19 protein-coding genes are annotated in these 20,112 nt (G+C 67.6%); 9 read left to right on the top strand and 10 right to left on the bottom strand.

Annotated elements, in window-relative coordinates:
- Positions 1–36: 36 nt before the first annotated feature.
- The 3 genes from lysA to argH are packed head-to-tail and all read right to left on the bottom strand — an operon-like array spanning position 37 to position 2,932.
- Positions 37–1,305, bottom strand: a complete 1,269-nt coding sequence (gene lysA / locus JL101_RS15460; RefSeq protein WP_203100535.1) for a diaminopimelate decarboxylase — start codon at positions 1,303–1,305, stop codon at positions 37–39.
- Entirely contained in the window at positions 1,302–1,520 is a 219-nt protein-coding gene (locus tag JL101_RS15455; RefSeq protein WP_203100532.1) for a hypothetical protein, read from the bottom strand. Before JL101_RS15455 ends, lysA begins: the two co-directional genes overlap by 4 nt.
- Entirely contained in the window at positions 1,517–2,932 is a 1,416-nt protein-coding gene (gene argH / locus JL101_RS15450; protein WP_203100530.1) for an argininosuccinate lyase, read from the bottom strand. The genes JL101_RS15455 and argH overlap by 4 nt, the downstream gene beginning before the upstream one ends.
- A gap of 61 nt (positions 2,933–2,993) precedes the next feature.
- On the opposite strand from argH, the gene JL101_RS15445 reads away from it, so the two are divergent.
- Both JL101_RS15445 and JL101_RS15440 read left to right on the top strand, forming a co-directional pair.
- Positions 2,994–3,593: a TlpA family protein disulfide reductase gene (locus JL101_RS15445; protein WP_228434855.1), complete on the top strand. Its 600-nt coding sequence runs from the start codon at positions 2,994–2,996 to the stop codon at positions 3,591–3,593.
- 95 nt (positions 3,594–3,688) lie between these two features.
- On the top strand, positions 3,689–4,696 hold the full coding sequence (locus JL101_RS15440) for an alpha/beta fold hydrolase (protein ID WP_228434854.1): 1,008 nt from the start codon (positions 3,689–3,691) through the stop codon (positions 4,694–4,696).
- A gap of 21 nt (positions 4,697–4,717) precedes the next feature.
- On the opposite strand, the gene JL101_RS15435 is transcribed toward JL101_RS15440, so the two are convergent.
- On the bottom strand, positions 4,718–5,746 hold the full coding sequence (locus tag JL101_RS15435; RefSeq protein ID WP_228434853.1) for a serine hydrolase domain-containing protein: 1,029 nt from the start codon (positions 5,744–5,746) through the stop codon (positions 4,718–4,720).
- Positions 5,747–5,841: 95 nt separating this feature from the next.
- On the opposite strand from JL101_RS15435, the gene JL101_RS15430 reads away from it, so the two are divergent.
- Positions 5,842–7,089, top strand: coding sequence for an adenylate/guanylate cyclase domain-containing protein (locus JL101_RS15430; protein WP_203100528.1), 1,248 nt, complete (start codon positions 5,842–5,844; stop codon positions 7,087–7,089).
- 184 nt (positions 7,090–7,273) lie between these two features.
- On the opposite strand, the gene JL101_RS15425 is transcribed toward JL101_RS15430, so the two are convergent.
- Entirely contained in the window at positions 7,274–9,067 is a 1,794-nt protein-coding gene (locus JL101_RS15425; RefSeq protein WP_203100527.1) for an acyl-CoA dehydrogenase, read from the bottom strand.
- A 186-nt stretch (positions 9,068–9,253) separates the two neighbouring features.
- On the opposite strand from JL101_RS15425, the gene JL101_RS15420 reads away from it, so the two are divergent.
- Together JL101_RS15420 and JL101_RS15415 are read left to right on the top strand one after the other, a co-directional pair.
- Positions 9,254–10,171, top strand: coding sequence for a transglycosylase SLT domain-containing protein (locus tag JL101_RS15420; protein ID WP_203100526.1), 918 nt, complete (start codon positions 9,254–9,256; stop codon positions 10,169–10,171).
- 37 nt (positions 10,172–10,208) lie between these two features.
- A complete protein-coding gene (locus JL101_RS15415) occupies positions 10,209–10,547 on the top strand; it encodes a DUF1491 family protein (protein ID WP_203100525.1) in 339 nt (112 codons plus the stop codon).
- A 30-nt stretch (positions 10,548–10,577) separates the two neighbouring features.
- Here the strand turns inward: JL101_RS15415 and JL101_RS15410 are convergent, their stop codons facing one another.
- Positions 10,578–10,889, bottom strand: a complete 312-nt coding sequence (locus tag JL101_RS15410; protein ID WP_203100523.1) for a hypothetical protein — start codon at positions 10,887–10,889, stop codon at positions 10,578–10,580.
- Positions 10,890–11,233: 344 nt separating this feature from the next.
- Between JL101_RS15410 and JL101_RS15405 the strand changes: the two genes are divergently transcribed.
- Both JL101_RS15405 and JL101_RS15400 read left to right on the top strand, forming a co-directional pair.
- Entirely contained in the window at positions 11,234–11,941 is a 708-nt protein-coding gene (locus tag JL101_RS15405; RefSeq protein WP_203100521.1) for a glycosyltransferase family 2 protein, read from the top strand.
- A gap of 2 nt (positions 11,942–11,943) precedes the next feature.
- The gene (locus tag JL101_RS15400) at positions 11,944–12,399 is read left to right on the top strand and encodes a GtrA family protein (RefSeq protein ID WP_203100519.1); all 456 of its coding nucleotides are present in this window, start codon (positions 11,944–11,946) and stop codon (positions 12,397–12,399) included.
- 5 nt (positions 12,400–12,404) lie between these two features.
- On the opposite strand, the gene JL101_RS15395 is transcribed toward JL101_RS15400, so the two are convergent.
- Positions 12,405–14,207 (bottom strand): DUF7024 domain-containing protein, encoded by a 1,803-nt coding sequence (locus JL101_RS15395; RefSeq protein ID WP_203100517.1) that lies wholly within the window; start codon positions 14,205–14,207, stop codon positions 12,405–12,407.
- Positions 14,208–14,792: 585 nt separating this feature from the next.
- Here JL101_RS15395 and JL101_RS15390 point away from each other — a divergent pair.
- A complete protein-coding gene (locus JL101_RS15390; RefSeq protein ID WP_203100515.1) occupies positions 14,793–16,301 on the top strand; it encodes a hypothetical protein in 1,509 nt (502 codons plus the stop codon).
- Between the two features lie 27 nt (positions 16,302–16,328).
- Here the strand turns inward: JL101_RS15390 and JL101_RS15385 are convergent, their stop codons facing one another.
- Together JL101_RS15385 and JL101_RS15380 are read right to left on the bottom strand one after the other, a co-directional pair.
- The gene (locus JL101_RS15385; RefSeq protein WP_203100513.1) at positions 16,329–17,741 is read right to left on the bottom strand and encodes an FAD-binding oxidoreductase; all 1,413 of its coding nucleotides are present in this window, start codon (positions 17,739–17,741) and stop codon (positions 16,329–16,331) included.
- Positions 17,742–17,748: 7 nt separating this feature from the next.
- Complete coding sequence (locus JL101_RS15380) at positions 17,749–18,804, bottom strand: L-threonylcarbamoyladenylate synthase (protein ID WP_203100511.1); 1,056 nt, start codon at positions 18,802–18,804, stop codon at positions 17,749–17,751.
- Positions 18,805–18,952: 148 nt separating this feature from the next.
- Between JL101_RS15380 and parA the strand changes: the two genes are divergently transcribed.
- A complete protein-coding gene (parA, locus tag JL101_RS15375) occupies positions 18,953–19,591 on the top strand; it encodes a ParA family partition ATPase (RefSeq protein ID WP_203100509.1) in 639 nt (212 codons plus the stop codon).
- Positions 19,592–19,601: 10 nt separating this feature from the next.
- Here parA and JL101_RS15370 read toward each other — a convergent pair whose 3' ends face one another.
- A complete protein-coding gene (locus JL101_RS15370) occupies positions 19,602–20,066 on the bottom strand; it encodes a peroxiredoxin (protein WP_203100507.1) in 465 nt (154 codons plus the stop codon).
- Positions 20,067–20,112: the final 46 nt, after the last annotated feature.

Here is a 20,112-nt window from a genome sequence, read left to right as displayed (position 1 = left end):
TTCCCCCCCAAAGAAACCCTGTCCGCCGGCACCCCGTCAGGGGTCAAGCCATGCCGGCACCCGTTCCGCTGCCAGCATCTCCTCGACGGTCGGCCGCCGGCGGACCACCGCATGGTCGGCCCCCGAGACCAGCACCTCGGGGATCAGCGGGCGGGTGTTGTAGCTGGACGACATCACCGCGCCGTAGGCTCCCGCCGACAGGAATGCCACCAGATCTTCTTGGTCCAAATGTGGCAGGACCCGCTGGACCGCGAAAGTATCCCCCGACTCGCAGACCGGGCCGACCACGTCGATCGGCGACCTCGGCGCGTCGGACGACGGTTCGATTACAGGAAGGATGGTGTGCCAGGCGTCGTAAAGCGAGGGCCTGATCAGGTCGTTCATCGCCGCGTCGACGATCAGGAACTCCCGGTGTAGCCCGGTCTTCCGGAAGATCACCCGGGTCACCAGGATGCCGGCGTTGCCGACCAGCGCCCGGCCGGGCTCCAGCGTCACGTGGCAGCCCAGATTGCCGGTGATGCTCCTGACCATCCCGGCATAGGCGTCGACCGCCGGCACCTCCTCGTCCCGATACAGGATGCCGAGGCCGCCGCCCAGGTCCAGGCGCTTGATGTCGTGCCCGTCGGCACGGAGCGCGTGGACCAGTTCGACCACCCGCTCGAAGGCGGCGCGGAAAGGCTCCAGGCTGGTCAGCTGCGACCCGATATGCACCGCGACGGCCACGGGGGCGATCCCCGGCAGCGCGGCGGCGCGGGCATAGATCTCGCGCGCGTGGTCGATGTCGATGCCGAACTTGTTCTCCTTCTTGCCTGTCGCGATCTTGGCGTGGGTTTGGGCGTCCACGTCCGGGTTGACCCGGATCGCGATGGAGGCGGTCCGGCCCAGGGAGGCGGCGACCTCGCTCAGGGCTTCCAGTTCGGGGATCGATTCGACGTTGAGCTGGAAGATGCCGGCTTCCAGGGCCGCCCGCATCTCCCCGCGGGTCTTGCCGACGCCGGAGAAGACGATCCGGTCCGCCGGCACGCCGCCGGCGAGCGCCCGGCGCATCTCGCCTTCCGACACCACGTCGGCGCCGGCGCCGAGGCGGGCCAGCGTGCGGATCACGGCGAGGTTGGAGTTCGCCTTCAGGGCGTAGCAGATGCCGGTGTCGGTGCCTTCGAAGGCCGTGGCGAAGGCCCGGTAGTTCGCTTCGAGCGCCGCCAAGGAATAGCAGTAGAAGGGCGTGCCGACTTCCGCCGCGAGGGCGGGCAGCGCCACATTCTCGGCATGCAGCACGCCGTCGCGATAGGTGAAATAAGGGTTCATGGCGTGGTCGGCTGGGTGGGCGTCGGGGCAGGAGCCTGCCGCTGCGGTTGCGGCAGCGGCTGCGGGTCGAGGGCTGGGTTGGGATAGACGCCGGGGAAGCGGTCGGCGGCGCGGCCCTGGGGCGGCTCTACATAGCCGGGCTTCTTGCCGCAGCCGGCCAATGCCAGTATGGCCAGGCCGGCCGCCGCCAGGCGGAGCGATGCGGGCCGGCTCACAGGAAGCGCTCCCGGGCCGCCGCCGCCGCCTTGCGTACCGTTTCCGGCGCGGTGCCGCCGTAGCTGGTCCGGCTGGCGACCGAGGCGTCCACGGTCAGCACGTCGAAGACGGCCTGGGTGATGCGCGGCTCGACCGTCTGGAGGTCGGCGAGGCTCAGTTCGGCCAGTTTGGCGTTCCTGTCCTCGGCCAGCTTGACGATCCGCCCGGTGACGTGGTGGGCCTGGCGGAACGGCAGCCCGAGCACCCGCACCAGCCAGTCTGCGAGGTCGGTCGCGGTGATGAAGCCGGCTTCCGTCGCGGCCCGCATCCGGCCGGCGTCCGGCGTCATGTCTCGGACCATGCCCGCCATCGCGGCGACGCACAGCCCGAGCGTGTCGTCGGTCTCGAACACAGGTTCCTTGTCTTCCTGCATGTCCTTGGAATAGGCCAGCGGCAGCCCCTTCATGACGATCAGCAGCCCGCCCAGCGCGCCGATCACGCGGCCCGACTTGGCGCGGACCAGTTCCGCCGCGTCCGGGTTCTTCTTCTGCGGCATGATCGAGCTGCCGGTGGTGAAGGCGTCGGTCAGCCTGACGAAGCGGAAGGCGTCGCTGCACCAGATCACGATCTCCTCCGCCAGGCGGGAGAGATGGACCGCGCAGATCGCGGCGGCGCCCAGGTACTCCAGCGCGAAGTCCCGGTCGGACACGGCGTCCAGCGAGTTGGCGGTCGGCCGGTCGAAGCCCAGCGCCTCGGCCACGCCGTGGCGGTCGATCGGGAACGACGTGCCGGCCAGCGCCGCCGATCCCAACGGGCATTCGTTCAGCCGCGCGCGGGCGTCGCGCATGCGGCCCCGGTCGCGGCCCAGCATCTCCACATAGGCCAACAGATGGTGCCCGAAGGTCACCGGCTGCGCCGTCTGGAGGTGGGTGAAGCCGGGCATCACCGTGTCGGCATGCCGTTCCGCCAGGTCGATCATGGCGGATTGCAGGTCCTTCAGCCCGGCGTCCAGCCGGTCCAGCGCGTCGCGCACCCACAGGCGGAAATCGGTCGCCACCTGATCGTTGCGGGACCGCGCGGTGTGCAGCCGGCCGGCCGGTTCGCCGATCAGCTCGGCGAGCCGCGCCTCCACGTTCATGTGGATGTCTTCCAGTTCGGTCTTGAACGTGAAGCCGCCGTCGGCAATCTCATTGGCGATGCGGTCGAGGCCTTCGATGATCCTGGACGCATCGTCCTTGCCGATGATGCCTTGCCGGGCGAGCATGGCGGCATGGGCCTTGGAGCCCGCGATGTCCTGGACCGCCAGACGCTGATCGAATCCGATCGACACGTTGATGCGTTCCATGATCGAGGAGGGTCCGCTTGCGAAGCGTCCGCCCCAAAGCTGGTTGGCGGCGCTGCCGGCGTTCTTGGATGTTGCTTGGTCGGTCATGGGATGCGGTTTGTTCGGGGCCAGGGAAGCTACGGGACGGGATATGAAAAAGGTGGTCAGTATGCGTAATTTAATCGCCGCCGCAATGCTCGGCATCGTCTGCGCCGCCGGATGGTGGATCGCAAGCGACGCAGGGCAGGCGAACGCGGCCCGTCCGCCGCTCGAAGGCACCATGGAAAAGTTCAAGCCGGCCGACCAGCCCCGGCCGGTCCCGGAGCTGAGCTTCATCACCGCGGACGGCGCCCGCGGCGATCTGTCCGACTTCAAGGGCAAGGTCGTCCTGCTGAACCTGTGGGCGACATGGTGCGCCCCCTGCGTGCGGGAGATGCCGTCGCTCGACGCCCTGCAGGGCCGGCTGGGCGGGGAGGATTTCGAGGTCGTGGCCCTGTCTCTCGACCGCGGCGGCAGGAACGTGGTCCAGCCGTTCTTCGACCGGGTCGGGGTCCGCAACCTGGCCATGTACCTGGACCCGCAGAGCACCGCGATGGGCACGCTGAAGCCGCGCGGCCTGCCGACCACCCTGGTGATCGACCGCGACGGCTTCGAACTCGGCCGGCTCGAAGGCGACGCGGAATGGGACAGCGAGGAGGCGGTCCGCATGCTCCGTCATTTCATCGACGAGGGCGTGCGCCCGCCCCGGATGATGAAGACCGGCGGCTGACGCCGGAACATTTTCCGGGGCGTCCGGTTCCCTGAGTCAAGATTGCCGCGGTGCAGGATGATGCGCCGCGGCCACGGACCATTCCGGAGGACCGAGTGTACGGCTACAGACCACCCCGGGCATCGCGCACCGGAACGATCATTGCCGCGTCGGCGGCGGCCCTTGCGGCAGCGGCGCTCTTCAATACCTGGCGGTCGCGCAAGGCGGAACGCGAGCACCCGCCCTCCGGCCGGTTCGTCACGGTGGACGGTGTGCGCCTCCACTATATCGAGCGGGGCGAGGGCACGCCGGTCGTCCTGCTCCACGGCAACATCGTCACCGCCGAGGATTATGTCTGGAGCGGCGTGTTCCACCGCCTGGCTGCCAATCACCGCGTGATCTCCATCGACCGTCCCGGCTTCGGCTACAGCGACCGGCCGTACGGGCCGATGTGGACGGCGCGGGAGCAGGCGGACCTGCTGCGCGACGCGTTCTCCGAACTCGGCATCGACCGTGCCGTCGTGGTCGGTCATTCCTGGGGCGCCCTCGTCGCCATGGAACTCGCGTTGAGCCACCCGGACGCGGTGAGCGGCCTCGTCCTGCTGGCCGGCTACTACCAGACGACCGTCCGGGCCGACGTGCCGCTGGTCGCCGCACCCGCCGTTCCCGTCTTCGGGGACGTGTTGCGCTATACGGTGTCGCCGCTCGTGGGATCGGCGCTGATGACGCCCACCTTGAAGGCGATGTTCGCGCCGCTGCCGATTCCCGAGCTTTTCGACCGGGAATTCCCCCGCGTCTTTCCCGTCCGGCCCGGGCAGATCCGGGCCGAGGCCCAGGACGCGGTCACCATGGTGCCGGCCGTGTACGGGATGGAGGAGCGCGTCCGCGACCTGCACATGCCGGTCACCATCGTCGCCGGTACCGAGGATCGTGTGGTCGACCACGAGACCCATGCCGTCTGGCTGCACGACGCTATCCCGACCAGCGACCTCCGCTTGGTGCCGGGAGCCGGCCACATGGTCCACTACGCGGCGCCCGACGAGGTCGCAGACGCCATCGAGCAGACGGCCCGGGCCGACCGGGTCGCCGCCCCGCGGGTCCCCGGCCTCTCTGCGCACTCGTAGCCTAAGGTCAAAATTCAGTTATCAATCCTGCGGAAGCCGGATGGACGCGGCCACGGCCATGGTTTCGGCTTGGCCGACGTCCTCCCCGTTGGTGACGACGCAGATGGTCAGCGGCTGACGTTTCTTCCCGCGGAAATGGAAGACGGCGGGACTGCATCCGGGACCGCCTCCGGTATGCCCGGCCGCGCCGGAGCCGCCGGGGGCCATATCGGCCATCAGCCCCAAGCCATAGCCGGGCTCGATCCAGGGTCGGCCCGGCATCGGATCGGCGACCCGCCGGGCCGCCGTCATCTGCGCCAGAAGGGAAGGGGGCAGCAGCGCGCCGGTCATGATGCCGTGGAGCAATGTCGCGGCGGCATCCGGCGTCGCGGCGACGACGCCATGGGATACCCAGCCGGGATGATAGCGGGCGGCGACCGGCACTGGCGGCCCGCCGTTCCCGAGATATCGGCTCGGACCCGACTCCAGCATCTCCAGGTCCGCTCGGGTCACGGGCACGAAGGCGTCGGCGACCCCGAGCGGATCTAAGACGAGGTCCGCCAGCGTGTCGGCGAACCCGGCGCCGGTTTCCCGGCACAGGATCCGGCGGACCAGCATGTAGCCGATGTTGGAATAGGCCCAGCCCCGGCCGGGTTCGAACTGAAGGCGTCCGGCGCCCGTCCGGTCCCAGAACTCGTCATCGGTCCAGGGTTCCTGCCCGGCTCTCACCGCCGCATGGTATGCGGGAATGCCGCCATAGTCGGCCAGCCCGGCGTCGTGGTGGAGAAGCTGGCGCAGCGTGATCCGGCCGCCGACCGGCCCCGGCGCGGCGGCCTCGTCCAGGGGGTGATCGAGATCGAGCCGCCCCCTGTCCACCAAGCGGAGCGCCGCCGCGGCCATCAGTGTCTTCGTGAAGCTGTAGAGCAGGTACCGGCCCGACTCCCCCAGGACGGCGCCGTCCCGGCCGACCGTTCCGGACCATCGGTCGGCACCGTGGATGATCGCCACGCCTGCCCGGCCTTCGTCCGTGACGAACCGGGACGATATCTCCGCCAGGGCCGCTTCCATCATTCGGGAAGTATTGCCGCTCGGCCCGGGTGCTACAAGATGGAAGGCGGGTCGGCCTCTTCTTCGGCCGGTTGAGCGCGTTGACGACGGGAGCGGGGATGGAAGACCGGCTTATACTGGAGATTTCCGAATGGGTCGCCGAGGCCGGGCTTGCCGGAGCCTCGGAAACCGAACTGGTCGATGGGTTCTGCCGCCGGCTGGTCGAGTACGGCGTTCCGCTGACGCGGGTGGTGGCCCTGATCGATACCCTTCATCCCGTTCTGGAAGCCCGCACCTTCCATTGGCACCGGATGAAGAACGAGACCACGGCATCGGAGTACGCCCGCTCGGTGGCCCGCGAGAACGAGGACAAGTGGCTGAAAAGCCCGTTCCACTACCTGATGGAAAGCGGCGGGAAGTCCCTGCGCTGCCGGTTCATCGACGGCGACTGCCCGTCCGACCGCTTCCCCGTGATGGGCGAATTGCGGGACGAGGGGATCACCGATTACCTGGCGGTCAGCACCATGTTCGGCAAGCCGATCACGATCGGGATGATGGACAGCCTGGTGTCGTCCTGGTCGACCGACGGGCCCGACGGGTTCGACGAAACCCACATCACGATCATGGAGCGCAGCCTGCCGTTCCTGGCGCTGGCGATCCGCGACGTGTCGGTGGGGCGAATCGCCGAGACGCTGGTCGAGACCTATCTGGGCCGCGACGCCGGACGGCGCGTGCTGGGCGGCTATATCGAGCGCGGCGTGACCGAGCGGATGAGCGCCGTGCTGTGGTTCAGCGACCTCCAGGGTTTCACCCGGATCACCGACACGGTCGATCCGGAGCAGGTGATCCCGCTGCTGAACGATTATGCCGACGCGATCGTCTCCTCGATACACGATCACCAGGGGCAGGTGATGAAGTTCATGGGCGACGGCATCATGGCGATCTTCAGCGGCGCCGGCGATGGCGAACTGTGCAACCGGTCGCTCGACGCCGCCGAGGAAGCCCGCCGCCGCGTCGCAGCGTTGAACAAGCGGCGCAAGGCCGAGGGGCTGCCCTGGACGCGTTTCTACCTGGGCCTGAACGTCGGCGAGGTCTTCTACGGCAACATCGGCAGCGAGGACCGGCTGGACTTCACGGTGATCGGCCCCGCGGTCAACGAGGTCGCCCGGATCGCCGCCATGTGCCGGTCCCTGGACCAGGACGTGCTGCTCTCCTCCGCCTTCGCCGGTTCCGCCGAGACCTGTGCCGCTCGGCTGGTGTCGGTCGGCCGCTACGCTCTCCGCGGCGTCGGCCGCCCGCAGGAGCTGTTCACCCTAGACCCGGAGGCGGTGGCGGGTGGCACGGGAGCCTGCGCCTTGCAAAGGTGATGGGCATGCCTTGTTCGAAGCCTCTATGGAATGAAGAAAATTGGCCACAGATTACGGCGATTTCCTCAGATGACACGGTTCGTATCTTTGTCCATCGCCGTAATCTGTGGCCAAAACCTGAATTACGCTTGCGTCGCTCCCGCTGGAGCGGTGCCCGATCAGCTTGACCCGGCCGGAAACCGCTTTAGAACTGGTCCTCCGACAGCGCCATCACTGTGCGGTGGCCCTCTGTGATGGGGGTCAGCAGGCTGACCGCCTGGGGCAGGAACTGGTCGGCGAAGAAGCGGGCGGTGATCAGCTTGGCGTCCAGGAAGCGCTGGTCGGCGTCCGGGTCGGTCTGGCCCTGCTGGGCGGCCATCGCGGCCCTGGCCATCAGGAACCCGCCGGTGGTGATGCCGAACATGCGCAGATAGCTGGCGGCACCCGCCGCCGCGGCCTGGGGCATGCGCTTGCCGTGTTCGACCAGCCAGGCTGTGGCCTTGTCCAGCGCGTCCACCGCCTTGCCCAGGCCGATGGAGATCGCCGCCATATCGTCGCCCGGCAGGTGCTTCAGCGTCTCCACCGTCTCGCGCATCTCGGCGAACAGGACGCCGGCGGCGGCACCGCCGTCGCGGATCACCTTGCGGAACACCAAGTCGTTGGCCTGGATCCCGTTGGTGCCTTCGTAGATCGGGGTGATCCGGGCGTCGCGCAGGTGCTGGGCGGCGCCGGTCTCCTCGATGAAGCCCATGCCCCCATGGATCTGGATGCCGATCGAGGCGTTCTCCACGCCCAGGTCGGTGCACCAAGCCTTGACCACGGGGGTCAGCAGGTCGGCCATGGCCTGGCCCTTGGCGGCCTCGGCGGGGTCGGCATGCTTCTTCGCGATGTCGAGGGCGGCCACCGCGTAATAGGTCAGGGCGCGCGCCGCTTCCGTCTGCGAGCGCATGGTCATCAGCATGCGGCGGACGTCGGGATGCCGGATGATCGAGACCGGCTCGCCCTTGGCGTCGGTCATGTCGCGGCTCTGCACCCGCGTGCGGGCATAGTCGCGGGCCTGCTGGTAGGCACGTTCGGAGATCGCGACGCCCTGGAGCCCGACGCCCATGCGGGCGTTGTTCATCATGGTGAACATGTACTCGATGCCGCGGTTCTCCTCGCCGACCAGATATCCCACGGCGCCGTCGTTGTCGCCGAACGCCATGACGGCGGTCGGGCTGGCGTGGATGCCCAGCTTGTGCTCCAGGCTGACGCAGCGCAGGTCGTTGCGGTCGCCCAGCGAGCCGTCGGGATTGACCAGGAACTTCGGCACGACGAACAGCGAGATGCCCTTGATGCCGGGGGGCGCGTCGTTAAGCCGGGCCAGCACCATGTGGATGATGTTCTCGGTGAAATCATGCTCGCCGTAGGTGATGTAGATCTTCTGGCCGGAGATCCGGTAATGGCCGTCCTCGCGCACCGCCCGGGTCCGGATCGCGGCGAGGTCGCTGCCCGCCTGCGGCTCGGTCAGGTTCATGGTGCCGGTCCATTCGCCCGAGATCAGCTTGCCGAGATAGATCTCCTTCAGCTCGTCGCTGCCGTGCTCGGTCAGCGCCTCGACGGCGCCCTGGTTCAGCATGGGGCACAGCGCGAAGGACATGTTGGCTGCCTGCCACATCTCCTGCACCGCCATGGCAAGGGTCCAGGGGAGCCCCTGACCGCCGTGCCCGGGGTCGAACGGTACGCTGTTCCAGCCGCCTTCCTGGTACTGGCGGTACGCCTCCCTGAAGCCCTTGGGGGTGCGGACGACGCCGTTCTCCAGCACAGCCCCTTCCTGGTCGCCGGAGAAGTTGATCGGCGCCAGCACGTTGGAAGCCAGCTTGCCGGCTTCGTCGAGGATCGCGTCGACCATGTCGGGCGTCGCATCGGCATAGCCGGGCAGGCTGGTGATGCGGTCCATGCCGACCACCTCGTTCAGCACGAAGCGCATATCCTGGATAGGGGCGGAGTAGGGGATCATGGTAGGCAGGGTCCTCCCGAAACCGTGAGCTTTGGTCGGGGATGCCGGCGGTTCCGGCGGCATCCCGAAGGGCAAGATAGCGCGGGCGCATGCGGCTTGCGAGCCTTGCGACACGGTAACGCGAGAAGCAATGTGCTGGCACGGGGATTGCTGAAGGGAGGGTGGAACCCGTTGGTAGAGGCCGTCATGTCGAACCCTGCAAACCTGATGCGCGCATCCGATCCCCAGCAGTACCGCGCCGCGGCGGGGGCCGCCCCCCAGGCGATCCAGGCGGCGGTGCGCCAAGCGAGCGACCGGACGGGGGTAGATTTTTCCTACCTCATGGCAAAAGCTGCCCAGGAGAGCAGTTTCGACCCGGAAGCGAAGGCCGCGACCAGCAGCGCCACTGGGCTTTACCAGTTCATCGAGAGCACCTGGCTGAACATGGTCGAACAGCACGGAGCCAAGTACGGCCTGGGCCGGGAGGCCGCCCAGGTCCAGCGCCGGTCCGACGGCACCCCCTACGTGCAGGATCCGCAGGCGCGGCGCGACATCCTCGACCTGCGGAAGGATCCGAAGGTGTCGTCGTACCTGGCGGCGGAGTTCGCCCGCGACAACCAGACGCAGCTCGAACAGAGCGTCGGGGGACGGATCGGGGCGACCGAACTCTACATGGCCCATTTCCTGGGGGCGGGCGGCGCGTCGAGGTTCCTCAACGGCATGCGCCAGAACCCGGACCAGCCGGCCGCCGCCCTGCTGCCCGAAGCGGCGGCGGCCAACCGCGGCGTGTTCTACGACAAGTCGGGCAAGGCGCTGTCGGTCGGCCAGATCTACGACCGGTTCGCCGCGAAGTTCGACGGGATGGAAGGAAACTCCATGACGGCGTCGGCCGGCGCCATCGGCATGCCGTCCAGCCGGTCGGCCTGGAGCAGCGACGGAGGGTTCCGGTCGCCCTTCGGCCGGGCGGCCGCGCCGACTTCCGAGCCGACCTCGCTGTTCACGGTCATGGTGCTGTCCCAACTGGGCACGCCGAAGGACGAGGGCGCCGCCGACGGGTCGAAGAACGGGGCGCGGGGGGCGGCCAAGGCGATCAGCGCGCCGATGCCGGGCCTGGGCGCGGTCTGAAGTGGCGCCCGGCCATCGGGCAGGCTAGGGTGGCCGGATGGACGATGATCGCATTCCCACCGAGCTCTGGGTCAAGGCGCATGTGCGCCGCTGCGTCGCCGAGGCGATTCCGGCCTACGTCGTGCGCAAGGGTTCCCCTTACGGCGGCCTCGTCATGCTGAAGCTGAACCAGCTGGAGCAGGGCTGCCGGGTGCTGACCCAGACGCGCGACATGGACGGCAGGACGGCCTGGCTTGCCGCCAGGGAGAACGCCCTGATGCCGGAAGCCGACGCCGACGCCTATATCGAGCGCGCGGTCAAGCGCGATCCCGACCTGTGGGTGATCGAGATCGAGGACCGGGCCGGCCGCCATCCTTTCGAGGGAAAGCTGATCTGAACGCCCGATCCTCGAGGCCCTATCCCGCGATCAGGGCCGGTATTCGGGGATCGGCGAGTCCGACACGCCGGCTCCGCCCGTGCCGATCGGGCCGGAGCGGCTGCGGCCGGTGACGAAGTCGGAGGAGCGGCCAGTGTCGCGGTCGCTGGTGCCGCCACCCGAGCCGCCGGTCCCCATCTGGCTGTTGGTGCCGGAATAGCCGGCCCCGCCGGGGCCGAGGGTGTTCGTGGTGCTGGACGGGGTGGGACCGCCGCCCCGGCTGCCGCCCCAGCCCATGTTCTCGCAGGCTGCCAGGGACAGGAGGGCCAGACCGGCAACGGCAACTCTCACACAACGCGGCATGGCGCCCTCCACTGTAAAACGATGATTTCAGTCGGCCATTCAACAACCGGTGGCAGCATTTGTCACCGGGTCCAGGCGGGGTAACCGGCTTCGCCCGGCCGGGCCGCGTGGCGGTCCGGTCGTGGCCCCTTGCCGATTATTCGCTGGGCAAATTGACGCGCCCGGTCCGCAGAGGGGGTGGTTCCGCTTCAGCCCAAACGGAAGATGTAATACTTAGGGGCGAATTCTGGTCTGGTCCGGGATCGGCCACGCCTTCATGTCCCGGACGGGCGTGGGCGCTGGCCGGCACACACCAGACCGTCAGTCGATGTCGGCACCCCGTATTCAGGACCGCGGACCTTATAATGATCGATAAAGACGACTTCACGCTGTCGGTGATCATCCCCTGTTACAATGAAATCAAGACGATCAGGGCCATCGTGGATCGGGTCCGGGCCGCCGACATCCCCAAGATGGAGATCATCGTCGTCGATGACTGCTCCACCGACGGCACGCGCGACCTGCTCAAATCCGAGATCGCCCCCCTGGTCGACCGGATCATCTATCACGAGCGGAACCAGGGGAAGGGGGCGGCGCTCCGCACCGGCTTCGCGCATGCCACCGGCGACATCGTCCTGGTGCAGGACGCCGACCTGGAATACGACCCGAAGGAATATCCTCGCCTGGTCGACCCGATCCTGAACCACGGGGCCGACGTGGTTTACGGGTCGAGGTTCGCGGGCGGCGACGCCCACCGGGTCGTCTATTTCTGGCACATGGTCGCCAACCGCGTCCTGACGCTCTGCTCGAACTTCGCGACCAACATCAATCTCACGGACATGGAAACCTGCTACAAGGTCTTCCGGCGCGAACTGATACAGTCGGTCAGGATCGACGAGGACCGTTTCGGGTTCGAGCCCGAGATCACCGCCAAGCTGGCCAAGCGGCACTGCGTCTTCTACGAGGTGGGCATCTCCTATTACGGCCGCACCTACGAGGAAGGCAAGAAGATCGGGCTGAAGGACGCCTTCAGGGCGCTCTACGTAATCCTGAAATACTCGTTCGCGAGATGATCATGCGGAAGGCGATCTCCCTTGGTCAGCGGTACGGCGCCAGCTTCGCGGTCTATGTCCTGATCGGCGGGACGGCCGCCCTGGTGGAGTGGGCTTCGTTCTACGTCGCCCTGTCCAGCTTCACTCTCCACTACGTTCCGGCATCGATCTGCGGCTTCGCGACGGCGACCTATGTCAATTACGTCCTGTCGGCGCGGATCGGCTTCCGGAGGGGCCGGCGGTCGGCATGGTCGGAAATCGCGCTGGTCTATGGCGTCAGCGCCGTCGGGCTGGTGATCAACATACTCGTGATGGTCGCGGTCATGGAACTGACCGCATTGCCCGTGATGCTCGGCAAAGTCGGGGGCACCGGAATCGCCTTCATCTGGAACTTCGCGGCCCGCCAGTTCTGCGTCTTCGACAAGGAGCCGCGCTGGGCGATGGGCGGCAAGCGGGAAGCGACGATCCCGGAGGCCTAGGGCGGTCACCGGGCAGGGGTGCCGGAGGGGACCGACCCGATCACCAGCCTCCGCAACCCGAGGCCGAGTTTTCGGCCGTCCTCGGAAACCCCCAGGTCCATGGGCGAAATCGCGTTCCTGAGCCGAAGGACGACGGCGATCGGCCGCCGCTTCGCCGCGATCGCGCGGGGGACCGTGATCGACACCGTCTTGATGCCTTCGTCGCCATCGACCGAGAAAGTCGTCAGGAACTCGTCGTTGACCACCACATCGGCCGACTGGCGCCGATGATTGCCGTTCGTGAAGGCGTTAGCCTCCAGGGTGATGCCGAAGTCCCGGCCGGGCGGCATGGCCTCGACATCGAACGGGATTTCCATGGTCACTTCGTCGCCTTCCGTCCAGGTGCCCCAGGGTTCCTGCCCGCTCAGTCCCCGAGCCTGGAGCGAGGTGCCGTTGCCGCCGTGCTCGAAGGAGAATTCGGCTCCCTCCGGAAAATGGAAGCCTTGCACCGGGGTCCGCGTCTCGCACCCGTAGGGTGGAAGCCAGCAAGGCCAGCCAAATCCATAGGCGTATCTCTGCCCGACCGGCTCCCACGTGCCCGGCGACATCCGGAACGGCCGCTCAAGCACGCCGTCGAGTCGCCGGGCATCGATAGGACGGGCGAAAAGCAGCCTGAGGCCATAGGGCTGCGGGATCGACAGGAACTCGGCGTAGCGTCGCAGGCTTCTTCCGTCGGCTTCCAGGCTCAGCGGCCAGCTTCCCAAACCGTCGATCCGCATTGGTCCGACGGGAAGGTCGATCGCGGCGATCGGCCGCATATCCTCGAACGACGCGTGGAAACGCTGGGGAGGCTCCAGTGCGGCGCCGGGCAAGGCGATCTTCTCCAGGTCGATGCGGACGGACAGGAGAACGAACAGCACGACGGCGCATCCCATGACCGGAACGGCGCGCCGGCCCCCCAGCATGTCCCTTGCCGCGAGCCATGCGAAGAGACCCAGGAAAGGGAAGGTCCATTTGAGATAATGGATAAGCTTGAAATGCAGGATGTTGGTCGGCAGCAGGTCGGCGTAGCAGGAATAGAAGGCGATGTGCAGCAGGACGCAGGCCGAAACCGTCGCCAGGCGGGACCTGTCGAACAGCAGGCAGACGGCACCGACGAAGGAGAGGAAAAGCCACGGGTACAGTTTCAGGATCGCGGTCCCTTGCCCGTAAAGAGCCAAGGGGTTCACGAACAGGACATGGAACTTGATCGGAAAGGAGGTGAAGGTGAATCCGATATCATTCGATATCTTCAGGTACTCGGACAGGGTGAAGCCATGGATGGCGAGATAGATCGCCGTCACGGCCGCCGCGCCCACGATCCCTCCCGCCAGCGTGAACATGAATTGCTGTTGGGCATCGAGGTGCGCCGGGGCTTTCCGCCCGGCTGAAAATCCCCGGGCACCCAGCAGGGCGATATGGATGAAGACCGGCGAGATGGAAACGATATCGGTCGGGCGGAACAGGATAATGGCGCTTCCCAGGATCCCGACGGCAAAGGACGCCGAAGGCCTGGGCGATCGCTTGAGAAACAGCCAGATCAGGATGTGAATGATCGCGCAGGTCGGCGTACTGCTCCAGGGAATCACGAACTGTTCCAAGATGTTCGCGTTCAGGACCGTGCTCAGCAGGAAGATCAGCGAGCCGGCATAGCGATTGACCCCGAAAAATCGGCAGGTATCGATGAAGCATGCGGAGCTTATCAATAACAGGATGACATTCGCCAGGAAGAACGCGTGATCGGTGGAGATGAACTGGAAGGCTGCCCCCAGCAGGCCGTAGCCGGGCAAATACCAGTGCTGGGCCGGATCAAGGTCTCCCCGGTGGAAAGCGTTGGCGGAGATAAAATACCGGCTCTGATCCCACCAGTTCCACCAGCCCGCGAAATCTGCCCCGTCGGGCCGGGCCGGGTGCGTGGAGTATGAGTAGGCGTAGATCGAGAAAACGGCCGCGAGGACAACGACTATCCAGGTTGTTTCGGCAATCTTTGATGGTCGGTTGATTAATGCTGATGGCATTGTGTAGTCCTGCAAGCGGAAAGGCGCCTATCGTTCGGAACTGTTTCTATGACTATGGTGATAAGACTTGTTTAAGGGGATCGTGGTCGGGTCTCCCCATCGAGAGAGCGGATGATGAGGTCCGAATCGGAATCGAGTGGATTAGACTTGCGTCAAGTTGAAACACATAGGACATACGGGTCGCTTCCGGCAGGTCTTCCCGCCCTTCGGAGATCCCGGGAGCGGCCGTACCCGCACCAAGCCGACCCGGCGCAACGAATTGCCGAATGAAATGCAGATAGCCATCATCCATTTGATCGAAGCCTCACCATGACCCCTCGGAATGACCGTCCCGAAATGAACCGGGAACCTGGATTGATGCTGGCATTCCAGGTCTTCCTTGCAGCTGCCGCCCTGATGCTGGTCGGGTCGGTGCCCGCCGCCCGGGACCTCATGTTCGAACTGGGCGACGCGGCGGCCAATACCCTGCTGATCCTGGACGCCAAGCACGACATCCTGCTGAAGGGCAACTATTCGCGCATAGGCTTCAACCATCCCGGCCCGGCATACCTGTATGTCATGGCCGTGGGCGAAGCCGTCTTCCACGATCTCCTGCGCGTGACGGCAACCCCCTTCGGGGGACAGGTCCTGGGGGCGGCCGTCCTCAACGCGGGCTGGCTGGCGCTGCTCTGGTTCCTTCTGGCCCGCATGTCGCGGTCGGCGGGGGCGGCGGCCTTCGGGCTTGGCGCCTTCGTGGTGCAGGCGGTCCTCACGGACCCGGATTTCCTGTTCGGGTTCTGGATGCCGTTCCTGTACTTCCCGACCTTCGCGGTTTTCACCCTGGCGCTTGCGAGAGTGGCGGCGGGGCGGCTCGACGGTCTGGTCCCGCTGGCACTCTCGACCGGATTCCTGCTGCATGGCCATGCCTCCTTCATCGGCATCGCAGGCCTCACCGGGGCCGTCGCGATCGCGGCGCATTTCTTGGCAGCCCGCTGGCTGCCGCCGGATGCCTGGCCCAGGCTGGCGTCCCCGGAAACCCTTCGCCGGGGGCGCGGACATATCGCCGGCGCCGCGGTCGTCATGGCCGCTTTCCTGCTGCCGCCCGCCGTCCAGACGATCCTGCATTTCCCCGGCCCGCTCGGCCAGTATGCCGGCTATGGCGCGGGGCACCATGCCAATCCGCTGGGTGCCAGCCTGGCCTATGTCCTGGCCTGCTGGAGCGGCGCCGCGCTGATTCCGGCGGCCTTGCTGCCGGTCCTCCTGCTGCGGCCCGCCGGGCGCGACGAACCGTCGGCGCTTCCCCCGCGCCTGGGCTTCCTGATCTCCGCCGGCGCCGCCTCCCTGGCGGTCCTGTTCTATACGGTCTTCGGGGTCGATTTTCTCAGCGAAGCCTACATCATCTACTTCTATCGCGCGGTTCCGGCGCTGCTGGCGGCGATGGTCGCGGTCGCGGTCTATCGCTCCCTCGGCTGGAACCTCGCCCGGCGGTGCCTGGCCGGCGCCGGGATCGCGGCGGTCGCCTTCCTGCTGATCAAGGGCGAGCGCCCTCAGCACCATACCGAGGCGGGCATTCCCGCCGCGTTCCAGGATCTGGTCCGGTTCCAGCCCGGCCCCGCCGTGCTGGACTTGGACAGCGGCGGGGACTGGGTCGCGGTCTGGAGCAGGACGGCCGGCCTGCTCGCCTATGCCAAGCGCCTCGGCCCGCCGGCCTACTGCGTGCGCGCCACTTGGCACATCCTGTTCACCGAAGCCCTGCGCTGTCCGCCGACCACCCCGCCGGGAACCCCGGTCCTGACCGTGAGCGCCGGCGGCGGGGATGGGCAGGGGGAGGCGGACGGCACGCTCGGGACCTTCGGACTGCGGTTCGCGCGTTCGACCGCTCCCTGAGGGAAAGGCTCCCGCCGGAGCCTTTCCTCACAGCACCTTGCCGGGGTTCATCAGCCCCTCGGGGTCCAGCGCCGCCTTGACCTTGCGCATCAGCTCCAGCTCGACCGGCGACTTGACGCGCTTCAGCTCCTCGCGCTTGAAGGTGCCGATGCCGTGCTCGGCGCTGATCGAGCCGTCCATGCCCAGCACGATGTCGTGGACCACGGTGTTCAGCTTGTCCCACTGGGCCAGATAGTCCTCCGTGTCGGCGCCTTCCGGCTGGGTCACGTTGAAGTGGATGTTGCCGTCGCCGACATGGCCGAACGGCACGGGCCGCGCACCGGGAATGGTCCGCTCGACCGCCTCGGTCGCCTCCCGGATGAAGGTGCCGACGCAGGACACCGGGATCGAGATGTCGTGCTTGATCGAGCCGCCCGCGAATTTCTGGGCCTCGACGATCGCCTCACGGATGAACCAGAGCTGCTTGGCCTGGCTCTCGCTGGATGCCAGCACTGCGTCCATGACCAGGCCGGCCTCCATGGCCTCGCCCAGCGTCGCCTCGATCGTGTCGCGGAAGGCGTCGCCGCCGCTGCCGGTCGCGAACTCCAGCAGCACGTACCAGGGATGGCTCTCCTCCAGCGGATCGATCGTGCCGGCCACATGCTTCAGGGCGAAGTCGATCGCGATGCGCGGCATCAGCTCGAAGGCGCTCAGCGCGTCGCCGCTGGCCGACCGCAGGCTGGCCAGCAGCTCGATCGCGGCGTCCGGGTCGCGGACGGCGAGGAAGCCGGTCTCCACCTGCTTGGGCCGGGGGAACAGCTTCAGCACCGCGGCGGTGACGATGCCCAGCGTGCCCTCCGCCCCGATGAACAGGTGCTTCAGGTCGTAGCCGGTGTTGTTCTTGCGCAGCCGCCGCATGCCGTCCCAGACCTGCCCGTCCGGCATGACGACTTCCAGCCCCAGCACGAGGTCGCGCATGTTGCCGTAGCGCAGCGTCATGGTGCCGCCGGCGTTGGACGAGATGTTGCCGCCGATCTGGCAGGTGCCTTCGGCGCCCAGGCTGAGCGGGAACAGCCGGTCCACCTCGGCCGCGGCCTCCTGGATCGCCTGCAGCACGCAGCCGGCCTCCACCGTGATGGTGTAGTTCAGCGGGTCGACGTTCCGAACCTTGTTCATCCGCGACAGGCTGACCAGCACCTCGCTGCCGTCCTCCGACGGGATCGAGCCGCCGACCAGGCTGGTGTTGCCGCCCTGGGGCACGATCGGCACGCCGGCCTCGTGGCAGGCCTTCACCAGCTCGGACAGCTCCCGCGTGGTGGCGGGACGCAGCACCAGCGGCGTCGTCCCCCGATATCGGCCGCGCCATTCCGCGACATAGGGCTCCATGTCGCCGGGGGCGTCGATATGGCCGGCCGGGCCGACGATGCTGCGGAGACGGTCGAGGAAGGCTGCGTCGATCATGGCTTTGTCAGTCTTGTGTCGGCGTTTCGGAAGGGAAGGGCGCTGGCCCGCGGGGAGCCGCGGCCCGGCGCAGGCGGTCGTTGATCGCCACGCCCAGCCCCTGTTCGGGGACCGGCATGACGGCGATCGCGGCATGCTCCGGCCGGTCGAGGGCGCGCAGCATGGCGAACAGGTTGGCGGCGGCCTCGTGCAGGTCGCCCTGGGGGCTCAGGTTCAGGCGCGTGGCGCCGCCGCGGATGAAGGTGTCGGGGCCGAAGGCGAGCAGGGCCTCGTCCGGGGCGGCGCCGTTCGCCCCCAACCGGACCGGCCGGCCCGGGGCATAGTGGCTGGCGAGCTGGCCGGGCGATTTCGGCGCCGCCGGGTCGCCCGCCGCCTCCGCCTGTGACGGGCGCAGGACCGGCACGCCCAGCAGCGCCTCCAGGTCCTCCGCGGTAACGCCGCCGGGGCGCAGCAGCACCGGTGCCTCCCCGGTCAGGTCGAGCACGGTCGACTCGACGCCCACCGCGCAACGGCCGGCGGCCAGGATCAGGCCGACGCGGGCGCCCAGGCTCTCGGCCACGTGCAGCGGCGTGGTCGGGCTAACGGCGCCCGACCGGTTGGCGCTGGGGGCGGCCACCGGCACCCCGGCCGCCTTCAGGAGCGCGCGGGCTACCGGATGGGCCGGGAACCGGACCGCGACGCTGTCCAGGCCGGCGCTGACCAGCAGCGACAGCGGGCTGTCCGGCCGGCGCGGCAGCACCAGCGTCAGCGGCCCGGGCCACAGGGTCTCGGCCAGCCGCTCGGCGCGCGCGTCGAACCGGACGATTGCCTCGGCCGAGTCCTGGTCGGGGACGTGGACGATCAGCGGGTTGAAGCGCGGCCTGCCCTTGGCCTCGAAGATCCGGGCGACGGCGCGGTCATCGGTCGCATCGGCGCCCAGCCCGTAGACAGTCTCCGTCGGAAACGCCACAAGCTCCCCGGCGCGCAGCAGGCCGGCCGCGCGCGCGATGTTGGCGTCGCTGGGCGGGACCAGTTCGGGTGCTCTCTGCGGGCTGTCTCTCTGCGGGCTGTCTGTGCTGTTCATGGTCATCGTTTTAAAGTGTTGTCGCGGTGCGCGAAAGCCAAACACCACCCTTGGCGTGTTACCGATGTGGATGCACTATGCCGTTGCTGCGGCGGTCGGGGCACTTTTTCAATGACAATCGGCGGCATAGCCGATGAGCGGAGCGGGCATGGCGGGCAAGATCTACACCGTGGCACAACAGAAGGGGGGCGCCGGAAAGACGACCCTGGCGGCGCATCTGGCGATCGCCTGGTCCGAGGTGGACCTGCGCGTCGCTGTCGTCGACATCGACCCCCAGGGCAGCCTGTCGCGCTGGTTCCAGACCCGGCAGGAAGCGATGGACGGCAGGGCCGGCCTTCAGCATGTCCAGATCAACGGCTGGCGCACCCAGCGCGAGGTCGAGCGGCTGGCGCAGGAGAACGACATCGTCGTGATCGACAGCCCGCCCCACGCCGAGACCGAGGCCCGCATCGCGGTGCGTTCCGCCAACCTCGTCATCGTGCCCGTCCAGCCCAGCCCGATGGACATGTGGGCGACCCAGCCGACGCTGGACCTGGCGCGGTCCGAGAACGTGCCGGTCCTGCTGGTGATCAACCGGGTTCCGCCGCGCGCCAAGCTGGCCGACGACCTGATCGAGCGGATCAAGGGCATGGGCGCCGACGTCGCCCACACCCAGATCGGCAACCGCGTCCAGTTCGCCGCGGCCCTGTTCGAAGGCCGCAGCGTCACCGAATCGGCCCGCAAGACCCGCGCCGCCGAGGAGATCCAGGAACTGGCGGCTGAGATCCTGAAGCGAGGCAAGCGCTAGGCCCGGGTGCTCAGAGCGCCTTCGCCGCCTTCAGCACCTCGTCGGCGTGGCCGTCGACCTTGACCTTCCGCCAGGCGCCGCGGACCACGCCGTCGCCGTCGATCAGGAAGGTCGAGCGCTCGATGCCCATGTACTTCTTGCCGTACATGCTCTTCTCCTTCCACACGTCGTATTTCTCGGCGGTGTCGGAGCCCTGGTCGGACGCCAGGACGAAGGGCAGCTCGTACTTCTTCTTGAACTTGTCGTGGCTGGCGACGCTGTCCTTGGACACGCCGATCACGACGGCGTCGATGCCGGTGAAGTCGGGCAGGCTGTCGCGGAAGCCGCAGGCCTGCTTGGTGCATCCGCTGGTGTCGTCCTTCGGATAGAAATACAGCACGACCTTCTTGCCGCGCAGGGCCGACAGGCTGATCTCGCCGCCGCCATCGGTCGGCATGGTGAAGTCGGGAGCGGGGGTACCTACCTCGACGCTCATGGGATGCTCCTCAACTGTTTTTGGGCAAATTGAATCGATCGGGTGC

The sequence above is a fragment of the Skermanella rosea genome (assembly GCF_016806835.2).
In the GTDB taxonomy this organism is placed as follows: Bacteria; Pseudomonadota; Alphaproteobacteria; order Azospirillales; family Azospirillaceae; genus Skermanella; species Skermanella rosea.
The sequence above is the reverse complement of the archived record's forward strand: the minus strand, read 5'-3'. Positions and strand labels throughout refer to the sequence as shown.